This is a genomic window from Pseudomonas sp. Mn2068 (assembly GCF_049319725.1).
Lineage (GTDB): Bacteria > Pseudomonadota > Gammaproteobacteria > Pseudomonadales > Pseudomonadaceae > Aquipseudomonas > Aquipseudomonas gingeri.
On sequence record NZ_JBMOUG010000002.1, the window covers coordinates 658447 to 673742 of the forward strand.

At 63.5% G+C, this 15296-nt stretch carries 18 protein-coding genes; 16 read left to right on the top strand and 2 right to left on the bottom strand.

Going from position 1 to position 15296, the window contains the following annotated elements:
* Positions 1 to 3 precede the first annotated feature (3 nt).
* From ACL9RJ_RS07400 to ACL9RJ_RS07410, 3 genes are all read left to right on the top strand, one after another.
* Positions 4 to 600, top strand: a complete 597-nt coding sequence (locus ACL9RJ_RS07400) for a hypothetical protein (RefSeq protein WP_177064108.1) — start codon at positions 4 to 6, stop codon at positions 598 to 600.
* 27 nt (positions 601 to 627) lie between these two features.
* Complete coding sequence (locus ACL9RJ_RS07405; RefSeq protein ID WP_177064107.1) at positions 628 to 1035, top strand: hypothetical protein; 408 nt, start codon at positions 628 to 630, stop codon at positions 1033 to 1035.
* Between the two features lie 160 nt (positions 1036 to 1195).
* Complete coding sequence (locus tag ACL9RJ_RS07410) at positions 1196 to 1411, top strand: hypothetical protein (RefSeq protein ID WP_177064106.1); 216 nt, start codon at positions 1196 to 1198, stop codon at positions 1409 to 1411.
* A 66-nt stretch (positions 1412 to 1477) separates the two neighbouring features.
* Here the strand turns inward: ACL9RJ_RS07410 and ACL9RJ_RS07415 are convergent, their stop codons facing one another.
* A complete protein-coding gene (locus ACL9RJ_RS07415) occupies positions 1478 to 2356 on the bottom strand; it encodes a LysR family transcriptional regulator (protein WP_042935750.1) in 879 nt (292 codons plus the stop codon).
* 244 nt (positions 2357 to 2600) lie between these two features.
* Here ACL9RJ_RS07415 and ACL9RJ_RS07420 point away from each other — a divergent pair, with 244 nt between their 5' ends.
* Entirely contained in the window at positions 2601 to 3914 is a 1314-nt protein-coding gene (locus ACL9RJ_RS07420; protein ID WP_422765081.1) for an MFS transporter, read from the top strand.
* Positions 3915 to 4096: 182 nt separating this feature from the next.
* Here ACL9RJ_RS07420 and ACL9RJ_RS07425 read toward each other — a convergent pair whose 3' ends face one another.
* On the bottom strand, positions 4097 to 4945 hold the full coding sequence (locus ACL9RJ_RS07425) for a LysR family transcriptional regulator (protein WP_017127171.1): 849 nt from the start codon (positions 4943 to 4945) through the stop codon (positions 4097 to 4099).
* 103 nt (positions 4946 to 5048) lie between these two features.
* On the opposite strand from ACL9RJ_RS07425, the gene ACL9RJ_RS07430 reads away from it, so the two are divergent.
* From ACL9RJ_RS07430 to phnK, 12 genes are all read left to right on the top strand, one after another.
* Positions 5049 to 5756 carry an HAD family hydrolase gene (locus ACL9RJ_RS07430; protein ID WP_017127172.1) on the top strand — a complete coding sequence of 236 codons (708 nt, stop codon included), beginning with the start codon at positions 5049 to 5051 and terminating at the stop codon, positions 5754 to 5756.
* Positions 5757 to 5760: 4 nt separating this feature from the next.
* Positions 5761 to 6546, top strand: a complete 786-nt coding sequence (locus tag ACL9RJ_RS07435) for an aldolase (protein ID WP_017127173.1) — start codon at positions 5761 to 5763, stop codon at positions 6544 to 6546.
* 79 nt (positions 6547 to 6625) lie between these two features.
* Positions 6626 to 7801: an MFS transporter gene (locus ACL9RJ_RS07440; protein ID WP_042935777.1), complete on the top strand. Its 1176-nt coding sequence runs from the start codon at positions 6626 to 6628 to the stop codon at positions 7799 to 7801.
* A 187-nt stretch (positions 7802 to 7988) separates the two neighbouring features.
* A complete protein-coding gene (gene phnC, locus ACL9RJ_RS07445; protein ID WP_017127175.1) occupies positions 7989 to 8816 on the top strand; it encodes a phosphonate ABC transporter ATP-binding protein in 828 nt (275 codons plus the stop codon).
* A 48-nt stretch (positions 8817 to 8864) separates the two neighbouring features.
* A complete protein-coding gene (gene phnD, locus ACL9RJ_RS07450; protein ID WP_017127176.1) occupies positions 8865 to 9869 on the top strand; it encodes a phosphonate ABC transporter substrate-binding protein in 1005 nt (334 codons plus the stop codon).
* Positions 9870 to 9939: 70 nt separating this feature from the next.
* Positions 9940 to 10728, top strand: coding sequence for a phosphonate ABC transporter, permease protein PhnE (gene phnE / locus ACL9RJ_RS07455; RefSeq protein ID WP_017127177.1), 789 nt, complete (start codon positions 9940 to 9942; stop codon positions 10726 to 10728).
* 34 nt (positions 10729 to 10762) lie between these two features.
* Positions 10763 to 11467, top strand: coding sequence for a phosphonate metabolism transcriptional regulator PhnF (phnF, locus tag ACL9RJ_RS07460; RefSeq protein WP_017127178.1), 705 nt, complete (start codon positions 10763 to 10765; stop codon positions 11465 to 11467).
* A gap of 14 nt (positions 11468 to 11481) precedes the next feature.
* Positions 11482 to 11931, top strand: coding sequence for a phosphonate C-P lyase system protein PhnG (gene phnG, locus ACL9RJ_RS07465; protein ID WP_042935779.1), 450 nt, complete (start codon positions 11482 to 11484; stop codon positions 11929 to 11931).
* Complete coding sequence (gene phnH / locus ACL9RJ_RS07470) at positions 11931 to 12530, top strand: phosphonate C-P lyase system protein PhnH (RefSeq protein WP_422765082.1); 600 nt, start codon at positions 11931 to 11933, stop codon at positions 12528 to 12530. Before phnG ends, phnH begins: the two co-directional genes overlap by 1 nt.
* On the top strand, positions 12530 to 13597 hold the full coding sequence (locus tag ACL9RJ_RS07475; RefSeq protein ID WP_103032877.1) for a carbon-phosphorus lyase complex subunit PhnI: 1068 nt from the start codon (positions 12530 to 12532) through the stop codon (positions 13595 to 13597). Before phnH ends, ACL9RJ_RS07475 begins: the two co-directional genes overlap by 1 nt.
* Positions 13597 to 14463 carry an alpha-D-ribose 1-methylphosphonate 5-phosphate C-P-lyase PhnJ gene (locus tag ACL9RJ_RS07480; protein WP_017127181.1) on the top strand — a complete coding sequence of 289 codons (867 nt, stop codon included), beginning with the start codon at positions 13597 to 13599 and terminating at the stop codon, positions 14461 to 14463. The genes ACL9RJ_RS07475 and ACL9RJ_RS07480 overlap by 1 nt, the downstream gene beginning before the upstream one ends.
* On the top strand, positions 14460 to 15281 hold the full coding sequence (gene phnK, locus ACL9RJ_RS07485) for a phosphonate C-P lyase system protein PhnK (protein WP_177109633.1): 822 nt from the start codon (positions 14460 to 14462) through the stop codon (positions 15279 to 15281). The genes ACL9RJ_RS07480 and phnK overlap by 4 nt, the downstream gene beginning before the upstream one ends.
* Positions 15282 to 15296: the final 15 nt, after the last annotated feature.

The following is a 15296-nucleotide window of genomic DNA, read 5'->3' on the forward strand; positions in this document are numbered from 1 at the left end:
AGGATGAGTGAGTTGGATGAGAACTGGGTTCCAGGGTTCGGAGATATCGTGACCTGGTTCGCCGTGGATAAATTTGGTCGGGTGGCCGTCATGGTCAACAACTGTTTCGGGCAGCTTCCGAAGGTTTTGCTGAAAACCGTTGATTTGGAGACAGAGCTCGACCGGATCAGTGAGTACATATGGGGTGAGTCGTCCGAGTTTCCCGATATCCCTGCGAACAAGGGCGGAGAGACAAGGCTCGATTGCTACTCCTTTGCTACCTATAGAGATACCTCCAGGTCTGAAGTTGAGGGCATAGTCCTTCAAGGGAGTTTCCTGAGTGCCAGTGAGTATTCTCTACCCTCTACCCGTGGGTATTTTGTCTTTCATGCCGTAGAGGGCGACAGGATCGGGGCTGACCATCCTGTCGGCTATGACGGGGCCAGCACGATGGGTGATTACTTCAGGTATCTGGTGCCAACGGTTCATGCGCAGATCAACGATATTCCCGAGCCTCTCAGGCGCTTTTTTGTGGTGTCCTCCGATGTTGATTTTGAGAAAGACAGATTCTTCGAAAGCGATCGCCTGAATGATTTTTTTGTGAGTATGTATCCTGGCTAGCCATCGTCGCTCCCATCGGGCGGTCGAATGAGCAGTGATCGGGAGGCGTTGGAGAAAATCCTTGGCGGCGCCGTTGAACAGCGTGGGCAGCGTGCGGTACCTGGCTCAAGCCCAGTTGAGGGAGTGGAATTTGTCTACTACGAGGATGATGGTAAGAGTAAGGCAAAGAAGCAGTTCAACGCCCTCCTGGATTCAGCGGGTGTGATCACGGCCACCAGCGGTGGAGTTGTTTCTGACAGTTGCAAAATTCATCTGCCGGATGGACTTCAGTTCCACGCTCTCTCTTACCATGGTGATATAGAGGGCTGGCGGGAGGCCGTTGAGGCTGGAGCCAAGGCCCGTGGATTGCTCCTTGCCCGAATTGACGGTGAGCAGTTTGTCGTGTCCGATGGGCGCTCGATTCCCCTGTCAGGCTGTAAAGTGGAATTCCCTTGAGTCTGTTTATCTTTTGATCGCTCCCACGCTCCAGCGTGGGTGTGTCTCACTGGACGCTCTGCGTCCGTCCTTTGTGACGCGGAGCGTCACGGGCTGCATGCCCACGCAGAGCGTGGGAACGATCGCAATATTTTAATGACCTCAAGTGATGGTGGATCTGATGGAAGTTTTGGACGCAAATGCTGAACGGGCAAGTGTGAATCTATCACTCACCGAACTTCTGATTGTAAATTCCGCTTTGAATGAAGTGGTTAACGGAATCGAAGTTTTTGAATTTGAAACTCGTATTGGTGCGAGCGAGGAGCGTGTTGCTGATTTACTGGGGGAAATTGGCCGGTTGATTGACAGGTTGGAGGCGGTGAAGCGAACGAGATGAGCACGTTCGTCTTGTTTGATCACACCTGCACTCAGTGTGGGAGTGATCGCATAACTTATGTAGCGACTACGCAAACCGCCCCACCATGAACTCGATAAAACTGCTCAACTTCGGCGTCATGTGCTTGTCCGGCAGATAGACCAGGTGCAGCGGCCGGTCCAGGGTCTCGTGGTCCGGCAGCAGGTGGACCAGGCGCCCATCCTTCAGGGCGTCTTCCACCAGTGTCTGCGGGAGCAGGACGATACCGATGCCTTCCAGCGCCGCATTCATCAGGGCCGTGCCGTTGTTGGCCGACAGTTGCCCGTGCACCCGCACGCTTTCGCTGCTCACCCCACGGAACAACCATTCGCGCTGCGGCGTGGCCCGCAGGAACACCAGGCAGTTGTGCTGCTGCAGATCCGCCGGCACGCGTGGCGTGCCGTGGGCCTTCAGGTATGCCGGCGAGGCGCAGGCGATGCGGCGGTTCTTGCTCAGCAGGCGTCCCACCAGTCCGCTGCTGGGCAGTTCGCCGTAGCGGAAGACCACGTCGAAGCCGTCTTCCACCAGGTCCACCACCCGGTCGTTGAACTGTAATTCAATATCCACTTCCGGGTAGGTCTTGAGGTAGGCGGCGATTGCCGGGATCAACCGGTCCGAGGCCAGGGTCGCCGAGGCACTGACCCGCAGGCGGCCGCGGGGATGGGCACGCTGTTCGCGGGCGATCAGTTCGGCGTGTTCGATCTGTCCAAGGATCGCCAGGCATTGGCTGTAGTAGCCCTGGCCGATCTCGGTCAGGCTCTGGCGGCGGGTGGTGCGGTGCAGCAGGCGGGTGCCCAGATGTTTCTCCAGGCCCTGGATATGATTGCCGACCATGGTCGAGGAAATCCCGATGGACTGCGCCGCCGCACTGAAACTGCCGTGATCGACGACCTTGACGAAGACCTTCATGCTTGCCAGAACGTCCATTGCCAACCTTTTATTGGGAGTGATCCAAGAAGTCGCTAGTTTATCAAGTGAGGCTAGGGGATCACCATGGGCAGCGACACCAGCCGGACCTGTGCTCGCTGTCGTACAGCCGCGGTTCAGCAAAACGTCGTCATCGGTATTTGGCAAAAAGTTATGATCCGCTCTGTGCAGCGGGTTTCGGGGGTGTGCGATCAGCGGGTTATCGGGAATTTTCAGGCCGCGTCTATCGCGTCAGGTCAGTGGCATGTTGGCGATCCTGATCTCCATCGCCCTGGCTTCACTGGACACCGCCATCGCCAACACGGCGTTGCCGGCCATCGCCACCAGCCTGCACACCACGCCGGCCGCCTCGGTGTGGATCATCAACGCCTACCAGCTGTCGGCGGTCGCGACCATCCTCGCCTTCGCCTCGTTCGGTGGCGTGGTCGGGCATCGCAAGATCTATCTGTTCGGCCTGGTGCTGTTCACGGTGTCTTCGGCGCTGTGCGCGATGTCGACCACCCTGACCCAGCTGACCATGGCCCGCGTCCTCCAGGGCGTCGGGGCGAGCGCGATCATGAGCGTCAACGCGGCGCTGATCTTCAGCCTGTTCCCGCCGGAAAAGCTCGGCAAGGGCATGGGCCTCAATGCGCTGGTGGTGGGCATGTCGTTCGCCGCCGGACCAACCGTGGCCTCGCTGATCCTGTCCGTGGCCAATTGGCCGTGGCTGTTCGGGGTGAACATCCCCATCGGCCTGATCGCCCTGGCGATGGCCATTCCTTCGCTGCCCCACACGCCGCCCAACGGCCAGCGCTTTGCCTGGATCACGGCCGGCCTGAGCATCGTCACCTTTGGCTCGCTGATCTATGCCTTGGGGGAGGGCGCGCAGTTTGCGGGCACCTTGCCTATCTGCCTGGCGTTGCTGGTGTGCGTGACGGCGGGTTTTGTGATGATCCGCCGTGAAGCCGGGCATCCGGCACCGATGTTCCCCATCGATCTGCTCAAGCGCCCGATGTTCGCATTGTCGGCGCTGACGGCGGTCTGTTCCTTTGCCACCCAGGGCCTGGCCTTTGTCTCGCTGCCATTCTTTTTCGAAACGGTGCTGGGCCGCGACCCGGTGCAGACCGGCTACCTGATGACGCCCTGGTCGGTGGTGGTGGCCTTGATCGCGCCCTTTGCCGGACGGCTATCGGACCGTTACCCACCAGGCCTGCTCGGCGGTATCGGCTTGGGGGTGCTGGCCCTGGGCATGTTGTCCCTGGCCTTGCTGCCCAGCGATCCGAGTGCGCTGGATATCGGCATCCGCATGGTGATCTGCGGCCTGGGCTTCGGTTTTTTCCAGTCGCCGAACCAGAAGGCCCTGATGACCAGCGCCCCGCGGGAACGCAGCAGCGGTGCCAGCGGCATGATTGCCACCGCGCGCCTGATCGGCCAGTCGACCGGTGCCGCGTTGGTGGCGTTGAGTTTCGGTTTGTCGGCCACACATGGACCGGTCATTGCGCTGTACATCGGCGCGGGGTTTGCAACAGCCGCGTGCCTGGCCAGCTTCTCGCGGCTGGTGGCGCGCAACGAGGTCTGATGCATTGATTGAGGTGGATGGCCGCCCGCGGCGGTTCGTTGGCAAGCCAACTCCCACAATAATCGAGCAGACTCATCATGTGTGGATAAGGCTCGATCCTGTGGGAGCAGGCTTGCCCGCGAAGCTTCTGGCATGCTCGCGGGCCTCGTCGTTGAAAAGTGAGGCACGGATTTCTATCGCACTTAGGTGTGCAACTGCTCCAGCAGATATTCAATCAGCAGGCGCTGGGACTGGGACTGTGTCCTGTCGGCGCTCACCAGCGCCAGCTCCGAGGCCGGCGGCAGACCGAAGCCTTCGGTGCTGGACAGCTCGCGATGGCCGGCCAGTACCGCCGTGCGCGGCAACAGGCTGATCCCCAGATTGGCCGATACCGCTGCCTGGATACCCGCCAGGCTCTGACTGGAGAATGCGATCCGCCACGCTCGCCCCTGGCTTTCCAGGGTGTGGATCAGCCGGTTGCGGTAGATGCAGCCCTGGGCGTAAACCACCAGGGGCAGCGGTGTCTGGTACACATCGACCTGTGTGCCACTGACCCACACCAGTTCCTCCGGCCAACTGGCGAGCGCCGTGCCTTCGCCGGCATTGCGCTTGATCAGTGCCAGGTCGAGGTCGTCGTTGGCCAGGCGGCTTTTCAGGTCCAGGCTCAGGCCATTGACGGTATCGAGACGAATCCGTGGATGGCGGCCGGCAAAGCCCGAGAGCAACTGCATCATGCGCTGCACATCGAAATCCTCCGGCACACCCAGGCGCACCAGGCCGGCACCATCCCCCGACTGCATCACTGCCTGGGCCTCGCTCGCCAGCAGCACCAGGCGCCGGGCATAGCTCATCAGGCGTTCGCCATCCTCGGTCAGTTGCACTTCCTTGCACGCCCGATGGCGGACCAGCAGGGCGCGCCCGACCTGGTCTTCCAGCTTGCGAATCTGCTGGCTGACCGTGGACTGGGTGCGATTGACCCGCTCGCCGCCCTTGGTGAAGCCGCCGGCATCGATCACGCAAACGAAGGTCTTGAGCAGGTCGAGGTCGTACATGGCTATACATTTGTAAATGGAATTAAGATTGGATAATAATTTAATTTTCCAATTCATGGCAGGGGTTATAGGCTCAAAGCGTCAATTCGATGGAATCACCGCTATGTCCCTGACCCACACGCCACGCCCGCTCTGGTTGACCTTCGACTGCTACGGCACCCTGATCCAGTGGGACGAGGGCTTGCTGGCCCATGTCCACGCATTGCTTGAAGCCAAGGGCCAGTCGGGTATCGACCCGGACGAGTTCATCCGTATCTACGATCACCACGAACACCGCCTGGAACAGGAACCGCCCCATCGCTCGTTCAAGGAGGTTTCCCGTCAGTCCCTGCGCCTGGCGCTGGAAGACCTGGACCTGGGCTACCAGGATAGCGATTCGGAGCAGCTCAACGCGCGGATCTCCGCCATGCCGCCGTTTCCCGAAGTGGTGCCGACCCTGGGCTGGCTGAAGGCCCAGGGGTTTCGCATCGCCATCGTCTCCAATACCGATGACGACATCATCGCCGGCAATGTGGCGCAACTGAACGGGCATATCGACCGGGTGATCACCGCCCAGCAGGCCGGGGCCTACAAGCCCGACCTGCAACTGTTCCGTCATGCCCACCAGCAACTCGGGGTGAGCAAGGAAGAGGTGCTGCATATCTGCGCCAGTCCGCACCTGGATCATGCCGCGGCCCGGGACATGGGCTTTCGCTGCGTATGGATCGACCGTGGCACCCGGCGCCGACTGCTGGCCGACTACACCCCCGACGCGATCCTGCCGGACCTGGCGGGGCTGAAAGAGCTGTTCACTTCCCTGGATTGGGTCTGACGCCATGGCTCATCAACTGCACGACATCGTTAACAACGCCGCCGATCACGGCGATCTCGACAGTCCGGCGATCCGCCAGGCCCGTATCGACCTGGCTGCCTGCCTGCGCATGGCGGCTCGGCTCGGGCTGGCCGAGGGCATCTGCAATCACTTTTCGGCGCTGGTACCGGGAGAGCCGGGACTGTTCCTGGTCAATCCCTATGGCCTGGCCTTTGCCGAGGTCACGGCGTCGAGCCTGCTGATCTGTGATTTTCAGGGCAATGTCCTGGCCGGTGACGGCCAGCCGGAAGCCACGGCGTTCTATATCCATGCCCGTTTGCACCGGGCCAACCCGAAGGCCGTCGCGGCCTTTCACACCCACATGCCCAATGCCACGGCCCTGGCCATGTGCGAGGGCGAGCCGTTGTTGTATGCCGGACAGACGGCCCTGAAGTTCTATGGTCGAGTGGCGGTGGACGAACACTTCAACGGCCTGGCCCTGGACAGCCGCGAAGGCGATCGTATCGCCGCGGCCATGGGCGAGGCGGCGGTGCTGTTCATGAAAAACCATGGGGTGATGGTGATCGGGGCCAGCATCGCCGAAGCCTGGGACGATCTCTATTACCTGGAGCGCGCCGCCGAAGTGCAGATCCGCGCGCTGAGCACGGGGCGCAAGTTGCAGGCCATTGTCCCCGGGATCATCGCGGCGACGGCACGACAGATGCGGGTCGGCGAGGCGGACAGCGCCCGCAGCCATCTGGAAAGTGTGAAACGCCGCCTGATCGTTGGGGAAGCGGATTTCCTCGACTGAAAGACAGCGCTGTCCGAAAGCGTGACGAATGGTCTATCCTCGCGCTTTCGGCCTCGTGCCGTTGGACAAAGAGGAAACGATGGGCAGGGACTACCTGGCGTTTTTCGCTTCGCTGTTTCTTTCACGACTGGCTGACCAGATCCTGTTGTTCATCGTCCCGCTGCTGGTGTTCCAGACCACCAACAGTGCCTCCTGGGCCGGCCTGGCGTTTTTCGTCGAGGCGTTGCCGCGCTTCCTGGCGTTCCCGGTCTGCGGGGCCCTCTGCGACCGTTTTTCGCCCGTGCGCATCCTGCACATCAGCCAGGTCTACCGGGCACTGGCCTGTGTGGTCGCCGTCGCCTGTCATGGGCTGTTCGACGGTATCTACTGGCTGGTGGCACTCTCGGCCCTGTGCGGGGTGCTGACCACCCAGGGCATCATGGCCCGCGAAGTGCTGCTGCCGCATATCTTCGCCCGTTACAGCTATACCAGGACCTTGTCCTATTCGCAGATCGCCGACCAGAGCGGCCTCGTGCTCGGGCCCTTGCTGGCGGCGCTGCTGCTGGAGGCCATGGCCTGGCCCTGGGTGGTGCTCGGCGTGGCGGGATTGTTCGTGCTGGCCGACCTGGCGATGCGGGCCTGGCAGCGCAGCAGCGTGATCAGCCTGGAAACCTTCGAGCAGCATCCGGGGCTCTGGCTGCAACCGCTGCGCATCGCCTTCGGCCATATCCGCGCATTGGCGCCGTTGCGCAAGATCATCTGCCTGGCGGTCGGGGTCAACCTGATCATCGGCGTGACCCTGGCCACCTCGGCGGCGCTGGTGATTGGCGTCCACGAACAGGGCAAGGACTATTACGCCGGGCTGCAGGCGGTCGGGGCCGGGGTGACCATCGCGATCCTGTTCCTGCTGGCACGGCTCAGCCTGCCGTTGCGGCTGCTCGGTGGACTGTCCTATGGGTTGATCCTGCTCGGTGCCTTTGTCACCGCGTGTAGTCCTTCGACGGCGGGCTATGTCGTCGGCTTCCTGCTGATCGTCGGCTTCGACAAGATGTTCAATGTCTATATGCGCAGTGTCCGCCAGCAGGTGATTCCGGTGCAGGACTTCGGCAAGACGGTGGGGGTGATCACCTTGCTCAACAACCTGTCGCAACCTTTGGCCGGTTTGCTGGTGGGGGTGTTGGCCGGCTCCCTGGGTACCCAGGGGGTGATCCTGGTACTGGCCGTCGCCAGTGCGCTGATCGGGGCCGGGGTGGTTTTGCGCAGACCAGCCGTCTGACGGCGATCACCCGGTGCCGGAGGGTGATCCTTCTATTGCGCGGCCTGTGGGAAAACATCAACACAAACGTCATCAAACCGTGACTTCACGGTCATGTTCTGTTCGCAGGACCGCAACACGCGCGCTCTAACGTCTGGTCATCCCAATGCGGCCATGGACGGCCTCTATAACCAGACAGAGAGCTCCCATGACCGTAGCCATCCATGTCGATCGTTTGAACAAGACCTTTTCGCGCAAGACCGCCCTGGTCGATCTCGAATTGTCCATCCAGACCGGCGAGATGGTCGCGCTGATCGGCGCTTCCGGGTCCGGCAAGTCGACCCTGTTACGCCACCTCGCCGGCCTTGCCGTGTGCGACCGCGACAACGGTGGGCGGGTCCGGGTGCTGGGGCGCGACGTGCAGTCCAGCGGCCGGCTCAACGGCAACGTGCGCCGTCTGCGGGCCGACATCGGTTATATCTTCCAGCAGTTCAACCTTGTCAACCGGCTGAGTGTTCTAGACAACGTACTTCTCGGTTGTCTAGGTCGCATGCCGCGCTTTCGCGGCAATTTCGGCTTGTTCAACGCCGAGGAGCGACATCGGGCCCATGAGTCCCTGGAGCGCGTGGGCCTGCTCGACCTGGCCGGCCAGCGTGCCTCGACCCTGTCCGGCGGCCAGCAGCAACGGGTCGCCATTGCCCGCACCCTGACCCAGCGCGCCGACGTGATCCTGGCCGACGAGCCGATCGCCTCCCTCGATCCGGAATCGGCGCGCAAGGTCATGGAAATCCTCGCCGACATCAACCGCCGCGACGGCAAGACCGTCGTGGTGACCCTGCATCAAGTGGATTACGCCGTTCGCTATTGCCCCCGCGCCGTGGCGCTCAAGGGCGGCCGGATCCACTACGACGGCGCCGCTTCGGAACTGACCGGGCCGCTGCTCAACGGCCTGTATGGCGCCGACCTGGACACCAGCCTGATGTTTTCCGATCAGGCCCGGCGCATGGACAACGCGCCCCGGCTGGTCCTGGCCTGAACCCAGACAACCTCTCGAACCCTTAACGCACCTGCAGGAATCCATTCCATGTTGAACCGTATCGGTCGCGTCTTCGCGTCTGCCGCTCTGCTGGCAAGCTGCGTCCTGGGCACCGCCCAGGCACAGGAACAAGTCATCAACTTCGGTCTCATGTCCACCGAGTCGTCGCAGAACCTCAAGAGTGTCTGGCAGCCGTTCCTCGACGACATGTCGAAGAAAACCGGCCTCACCGTCAAAGCCACCTTTGCTTCCGACTACGCCGGCCTGATCCAGGGGATGCGCTTCAACAAGGTGGACGTGGCGTGGCTCGGCAACAAGGGCGCGATGGAAGCCGTGGACCGCTCCAACGGTGAGATCTTCGCCCAGACCGCTGCCGCCAATGGCAATCCGGGTTACTGGAGCGTGCTGATCGTGCGCAAGGACAGCCCGATCAACTCCGTTGCCGACATGCTCAAGAACGCCAAGAGCCTGACCTTCGGCAACGGCGACCCGAACTCCACCTCCGGCTATCTGGTACCCGGCTATTACGTGTTCGCCAAGAACCATGTCGATGCCGCCACCGCGTTCAAGCGCACCCTCAACTCCAGCCATGAAGTGAACGCCTTGAGCGTTGCCAAGGGCCAGATCGACGTCGCGACCTTCAACACTGAAAGCTGGGATCGCCTGCAAGTGACCCAGCCGGAAAACGCCGCGCTGCTCAAGGAAATCTGGCGCTCGCCGCTGATCCCGGCCGACCCGATGGTCTGGAACAAGAACCTGTCGGACGCCAACAAGGCCAAGATCCGCGAGTTCTTCGCCACCTATGGCGATACCCCGGAAGAGAAGGCGGTGCTGACCAACATGCAGTTGGGCAAGTTTCTCAAGTCCAGCGACGACCAGCTGCTGACCATCCGCCAGCTCGAACTGTTCAAGCAGCGCACCGAAGTGAGCGCCAGCACCACCCTGAGCTCCGAGGAAAAAACCACTCGCCTGAAAGACATCGATGCCGGCCTTGCGAAGTTGCAGGACCGCATCAGCGAACTGGACAAGCAGACCGCCGCCAAGGCGGGTTGAGGCACCGGGCCGCGCTGCCCGGGTCGTACCCGCCAGGCAGCGCGTCATCCTCCGTCGACGAGAGCCGCTCATGAATACTCACGCTGCACACGCCGATATTGTCGGCAAACGTTCCTGGAGCCGTTACATCGGCTGGGCCCTGGTACTGGCGATGTTCGCCTGGGCCTGGCACGGCGCGGAAATGAACCCGCTGCAGCTGTACCGCGATTCGGGAAACATGGCGACCTTCGCCGCCGACTTCTTCCCGCCGGACTTCCACGAATGGCGCTCGTACCTCAAGGAAATGATCGTCACCGTGCATATCGCCCTTTGGGGCACGCTGCTGGCGATTGTCTGCTCGGTGCCGCTGGGCATTCTCTGCGCCGACAACATCACCCCCTGGTGGATTCACCAGCCACTGCGCCGGGTCATGGACTCGTTCCGCTCGATCAACGAAATGGTGTTCGCCATGTTGTTCGTGGTGGCGGTCGGCCTGGGGCCGTTCGCCGGTGTCCTGGCGCTGTGGATCAGCACCACCGGGGTCCTCGCCAAGCTGTTCGCCGAAGCGGTCGAGGCGATTGATCCGGGGCCCGTGGAAGGTGTGCGTGCCACCGGTGCCAGTGCCTTGCAGGAAGTGATCTACGGGGTGATCCCGCAGGTCATGCCGCTGTGGATTTCCTACGCGCTGTACCGCTTCGAGTCCAACGTGCGTTCCGCCACGGTGGTGGGGATGGTCGGTGCCGGCGGTATCGGCGTGATCCTCTGGGAAAACATCCGCGCCTTCCAGTTCGTCCAGACCTGCGCGGTGCTGCTGGTGATCATCTTCGTGGTGAGCGTGATCGACATCCTGTCGCAACGCCTGCGCAAACAATTCATCTGATCGGAGAGGGTGCCTGAGGGCGCTTTTTTTAGCCATGACATTGTCTAGACAAGTAGAGCCGATATACCGCGAGCTGGCCGATACCCTGCGCCGCGAGCTGTCCGGTTACCGCGCGGGGGACTACCTGCCGCCGGAAGTCCAGCTGGCCTCGCGCTTCTCGGTGAACCGCCACACCATCCGCCGCGCCATCGACGAACTGGTGGCCGAGGGCTGCCTGTTGCGCCTGCAGGGCAAGGGCACCCAGGTGCTGGAACGTCCGCTGATCTACCCGATGGCGGCGGACAGCGCCTACAGCCAGTCGCTGTCGGCCCAGGGCGTCGGCGTCCAGGCGCTGCTGCTGCGCCGCCGGCACTGCCCGGCGAGCCGCGAGGACGCCCGCCACCTGGAGTTGCAGGAGCAGGCACCGCTGATCGAGCTGCAGACCCTGCGCCTGCTCGACGAACAACCGGTGAGCCTGATCCGTCACCGCTACTGCGCCAGCCGCGCGCGCTGGCTGGACCCTTACAACGGCGGTTCGCTGCGGCAGTTCTTCGCCGATCGCAAGCTGCCCCTGACCCGCACCTTCAGCCTGATCGGCGCGCGCCTGCCCAGCCGCGACGAGGCCGGCCTGTTGCTGATGCCCCGGCATATGCCGGTGCTGACGGTGCTGACCGTTTCCCGTGACCCCGCCGGACGGCCGGTGGAGCTGGCGCTGTCCACCAGCCGCTCGGACCGCTTTCAGTACCAGGTCGTGACCTGATGGAGAACCTCAAGATGACTGCTCCCGAAACACACGCTGCACGGCAACGCTGGATCGGCGTCCTGGCCCGCGCCCAGGGCGTCGAGCTGCACGCCCATGAAGCGGCCCTGCGCGACACCGACTACCAGCTGATCCGCGCCCCGGAAGTCGGCATGACCCTGGTGCGCGGCCGCATGGGCGGCACCGGTGCGCCCTTCAACGTCGGCGAAATGACCGTCACCCGCTGCGTGGTGCGCCTGGCCGATGGCCGGGTCGGCTACAGCTACCTGGCCGGACGCGACAAGCGGCATGCCGAGCTGGCCGCATTGGCCGACGCCCATCTGCAAGGCAGCCAGCAGGCGCGCTGGCTCAGTGAACTGATCGAACCCCTGGCCCATGCCGAGGCCCTGCGTCGGGCCGCGAAAGCCGCCGATACCGCCGCGACCAAGGTCGAGTTCTTCACCCTGGTGCGAGGAGAAAACTGATGAGTGCAAGTCTTCTGCAAGGCGCTTTCGCCGACCCGGTGCTGGATGCCCAGCGCAGTTTCCGCGCGGCCCTCGACGCCTTGGCCAATCCCGGCGTGGTCCAGGCCATGCCCGCGCTGCCGAGCCTCGACGGCCTGGCGCCGGCGACCTACGCGCTGTGCCTGGCGCTGCTCGACGGCGATACCCCACTGTGGCTGGCGCCGTCCTTCGATACCCCGCTGATCCGCGCCAACCTGGCGTTCCATTGTGGCTGCCCGCTGACCCATCAACGCGAGGAAGCGCGCTTTGCCCTGCTCGCGGCCGAGGATCTGCATGACCTCGCCGGCTTCGACCTGGGCAACGAACGTTACCCGGACCAGTCCTGCACCTTGCTGGTCCAGTTGCCGCAGCTGGAGAGCGGGCGCTCCCTGGCCTGGCGCGGTCCGGGTATCCGCGACGAACAGCGGGTCGGCCTGCCGCTGGCCGCGGCGTTCTGGCACCAGCGCGAACGCCACAGTGCGTTTCCCCGTGGGCTGGATGTGTTTTTCCTGGCCGCCGGCAACGTGCTCGGCCTGCCGCGCAGTACCCGTGTCAGCCACCTGTCCGAGGAGCTTGCCTGATGTATGTAGCCGTCAAGGGTGGCGAGAGAGCCATCGACAATGCCCACCGCCTGCTGGCGAAAAAACGCCGTGGCGACACCGCCATCGCCGAGCTCGACGTCGAGCAGGTCCGCCAGCAACTGCCGCTGGCGGTGGCCCGGGTGATGACCGAGGGCTCGCTGTATGACGAACAACTGGCCGCGCTGGCGATCAAGCAGGCGGCGGGGGACCTGGTGGAAGCGATCTTCCTGCTGCGGGCCTACCGCACGACGCTGCCGCGCTTCAATGACAGCCTGCCCATCGATACCTCGGACATGCAGCTTGACCGGCGCCTGTCGGCGACCTTCAAGGACGTACCGGGTGGTCAGCTGCTCGGCCCGACCTTCGACTACACCCACCGCCTGCTGGATTTCGCGCTGCTGGCCGAGGGCGAGCATCCGGGGCCGCAGGTGGCAGAGGGCGCCGGCCTGGCGCCGTGTCCGCGAGTCCTGGAACTGCTGGCCAGGGAAGGGCTGATCAAGTCCGAAAGCGACCAGGGTGCCGCGGTCGACGATATCACCCGCAAACCCCTGGAGTACCCGGCCACGCGTGCCGAGCGCCTGCAGGCACTGGCCCGTGGCGATGAAGGTTTCCTGCTGGCCCTGGGGTATTCGACCCAGCGCGGCTACGGACGCAATCACCCCTTTGCCGGGGAGATCCGTATCGGCGCGGTGGAAGTCTGGATCGAACCGGCGGAGCTGGGTTTCCCGATCGCCATCGGCTCGATCGAAGTGACCGAGTGCGAGATGGTCAACCAGTTCGTCGGCTCGAAAACCGAGCCGGCGCAGTTTACCCGTGGCTATGGCCTGGCCTTCGGTCATGCCGAGCGCAAGGCCATGGGCATGGCCCTGATCGACCGCTCGCTGCGGGCCGAGGAATTCAATGAAGAGGTGGTGTCACCGGCCCAGCAGGAAGAATTCGTGCTGGCCCACTGTGACAACGTCGAGGCCGCCGGCTTCGTCTCGCACCTCAAGCTGCCGCACTACGTCGACTTCCAGTCCGAACTGGAACTGATCCGCAAACTGCGCAACCCCGAGGAGAACCGTTGATGAACGGCCAGACCCCGATTCGCGACGAGGCCTACAACTTCGCCTACCTCGACGAACAGACCAAACGCATGATCCGTCGCGGCCTGCTCAAGGCCGTGGCGATTCCCGGCTACCAGGTGCCGTTCGGTGGCCGCGAGATGCCGCTGCCCTACGGCTGGGGCACCGGCGGCATGCAGCTGACTGCGGCGATCCTCGGTGCCGACGACGTGCTCAAGGTCATCGACCAGGGTGCCGACGACACCACCAACGCGGTGTCGATCCGCCGTTTCTTCGCCCGTACCGCCGGTGTCGCCACCACCGAACGCACGCCCGAGGCGACGTTGATCCAGACCCGTCACCGGATTCCGGAAATCGCCCTGCGCGAAGGCCAGATCATGGTCTACCAGGTGCCCAATCCCGAGCCGCTGCGGTTTATCGAACCGTCGGAAACCGAGACCCGGACCATGCATGCCCTCAACGACTACGGGGTCATGCACGTCAAGCTGTACGAGGACATCGCCACCTACGGGCATATCGAGACCAGCTACGCCTACCCGGTGACGGTCGACGACCGCTATGTGATGGATCCGTCGCCGATTCCCAAGTTCGACAACCCGAAACTCGACATGAGCCCGGCGCTGATGCTGTTCGGCGCCGGGCGCGAGAAGCGCCTGTACGCGGTGCCGCCGTACACCCGTGTGACCAGCCTCGACTTCGAGGATCACCCCTTCGAGGTCCAGCGTTGGGAGCAGAGCTGCGCGATCTGCGGCAGCCACGATTCGTTCCTCGACGAGTTGATCGTCGACGACGCCGGCACCCAGCAGTTTGTCTGCTCGGACACCGATTACTGCGCCCAGCGCGTCAGCGAACAGGAGCAAGGCCAATGAACGCCGCCTTACTGAACCCGGCCGTGCAGGCACGCCGCGACGAACGCGCCAAGCCCTTGCTGCAAGTGCGTGGCCTGGGCAAGTTGTATGGCCCGGAGAAGGGCTGCCAGGACGTCAGCTTCGACCTCTATCCCGGCGAAGTGCTGGGTATCGTCGGCGAGTCCGGCTCGGGCAAGTCGACCCTGCTGTCGCTGCTCAGCGGCCGCTGCCCGCCGGACAGCGGGGCGATCGCCTACCGCGACAAGCAGGACCGCTGGCTGGACCTCTACAGCGCCAGCGAGGCCGAGCGCCGCACGCTGCTGCGCACCGAATGGGGTTTCGTCGAGCAGAACCCCCGCGACGGCCTGCGCATGGGGGTTTCCGCCGGGGCCAATATCGGCGAGCGGCTGATGGCCCAGGGCATCCGCAACTATGCGCAACTGCGCGCCGCCGGGCTGGACTGGCTGAGCCAGGTGGAGATCGATCCGCTGCGTATCGACGACCTGCCACGGACCTTTTCCGGCGGCATGCAGCAGCGCCTGCAGATCGCCCGCAACCTGGTCTCGGGGCCGCGCCTGGTGTTCATGGACGAGCCTACCGGCGGCCTCGACGTGTCGGTGCAGGCACGCCTGCTCGATTTGCTGCGCGGCCTGGTGCGCGAGCTGGACCTGGCGGTGGTGATCGTCACCCATGACCTGGCCGTGGCCCGCCTGCTGGCGGACCGGCTGATGGTCATGCGCCGCTCGCGAGTGGTCGAGTCGGGGCTCACCGACCAGATCCTCGACGATCCCCAGGATGCCTACTCGCAACTGCTGGTGTCTTCCGTCCTGCAACCCTGATTCGCGTTCCGCCTG

Coding starts and splice junctions, on each gene's coding strand:
- ACL9RJ_RS07400 (WP_177064108.1), top strand. CDS start 4: ATGAGTGAGTTGGATGAGAACTGGGTTCCAGGGTTCGGAGATATCGTG.
- ACL9RJ_RS07405 (WP_177064107.1), top strand. CDS start 628: ATGAGCAGTGATCGGGAGGCGTTGGAGAAAATCCTTGGCGGCGCCGTT.
- ACL9RJ_RS07410 (WP_177064106.1), top strand. CDS start 1,196: ATGGAAGTTTTGGACGCAAATGCTGAACGGGCAAGTGTGAATCTATCA.
- ACL9RJ_RS07415 (WP_042935750.1), bottom strand. CDS start 2,356: ATGGACGTTCTGGCAAGCATGAAGGTCTTCGTCAAGGTCGTCGATCAC.
- ACL9RJ_RS07420 (WP_422765081.1), top strand. CDS start 2,601: ATGTTGGCGATCCTGATCTCCATCGCCCTGGCTTCACTGGACACCGCC.
- ACL9RJ_RS07425 (WP_017127171.1), bottom strand. CDS start 4,945: ATGTACGACCTCGACCTGCTCAAGACCTTCGTTTGCGTGATCGATGCC.
- ACL9RJ_RS07430 (WP_017127172.1), top strand. CDS start 5,049: ATGTCCCTGACCCACACGCCACGCCCGCTCTGGTTGACCTTCGACTGC.
- ACL9RJ_RS07435 (WP_017127173.1), top strand. CDS start 5,761: ATGGCTCATCAACTGCACGACATCGTTAACAACGCCGCCGATCACGGC.
- ACL9RJ_RS07440 (WP_042935777.1), top strand. CDS start 6,626: ATGGGCAGGGACTACCTGGCGTTTTTCGCTTCGCTGTTTCTTTCACGA.
- phnC (WP_017127175.1), top strand. CDS start 7,989: ATGACCGTAGCCATCCATGTCGATCGTTTGAACAAGACCTTTTCGCGC.
- phnD (WP_017127176.1), top strand. CDS start 8,865: ATGTTGAACCGTATCGGTCGCGTCTTCGCGTCTGCCGCTCTGCTGGCA.
- phnE (WP_017127177.1), top strand. CDS start 9,940: ATGAATACTCACGCTGCACACGCCGATATTGTCGGCAAACGTTCCTGG.
- phnF (WP_017127178.1), top strand. CDS start 10,763: ATGACATTGTCTAGACAAGTAGAGCCGATATACCGCGAGCTGGCCGAT.
- phnG (WP_042935779.1), top strand. CDS start 11,482: ATGACTGCTCCCGAAACACACGCTGCACGGCAACGCTGGATCGGCGTC.
- phnH (WP_422765082.1), top strand. CDS start 11,931: ATGAGTGCAAGTCTTCTGCAAGGCGCTTTCGCCGACCCGGTGCTGGAT.
- ACL9RJ_RS07475 (WP_103032877.1), top strand. CDS start 12,530: ATGTATGTAGCCGTCAAGGGTGGCGAGAGAGCCATCGACAATGCCCAC.
- ACL9RJ_RS07480 (WP_017127181.1), top strand. CDS start 13,597: ATGAACGGCCAGACCCCGATTCGCGACGAGGCCTACAACTTCGCCTAC.
- phnK (WP_177109633.1), top strand. CDS start 14,460: ATGAACGCCGCCTTACTGAACCCGGCCGTGCAGGCACGCCGCGACGAA.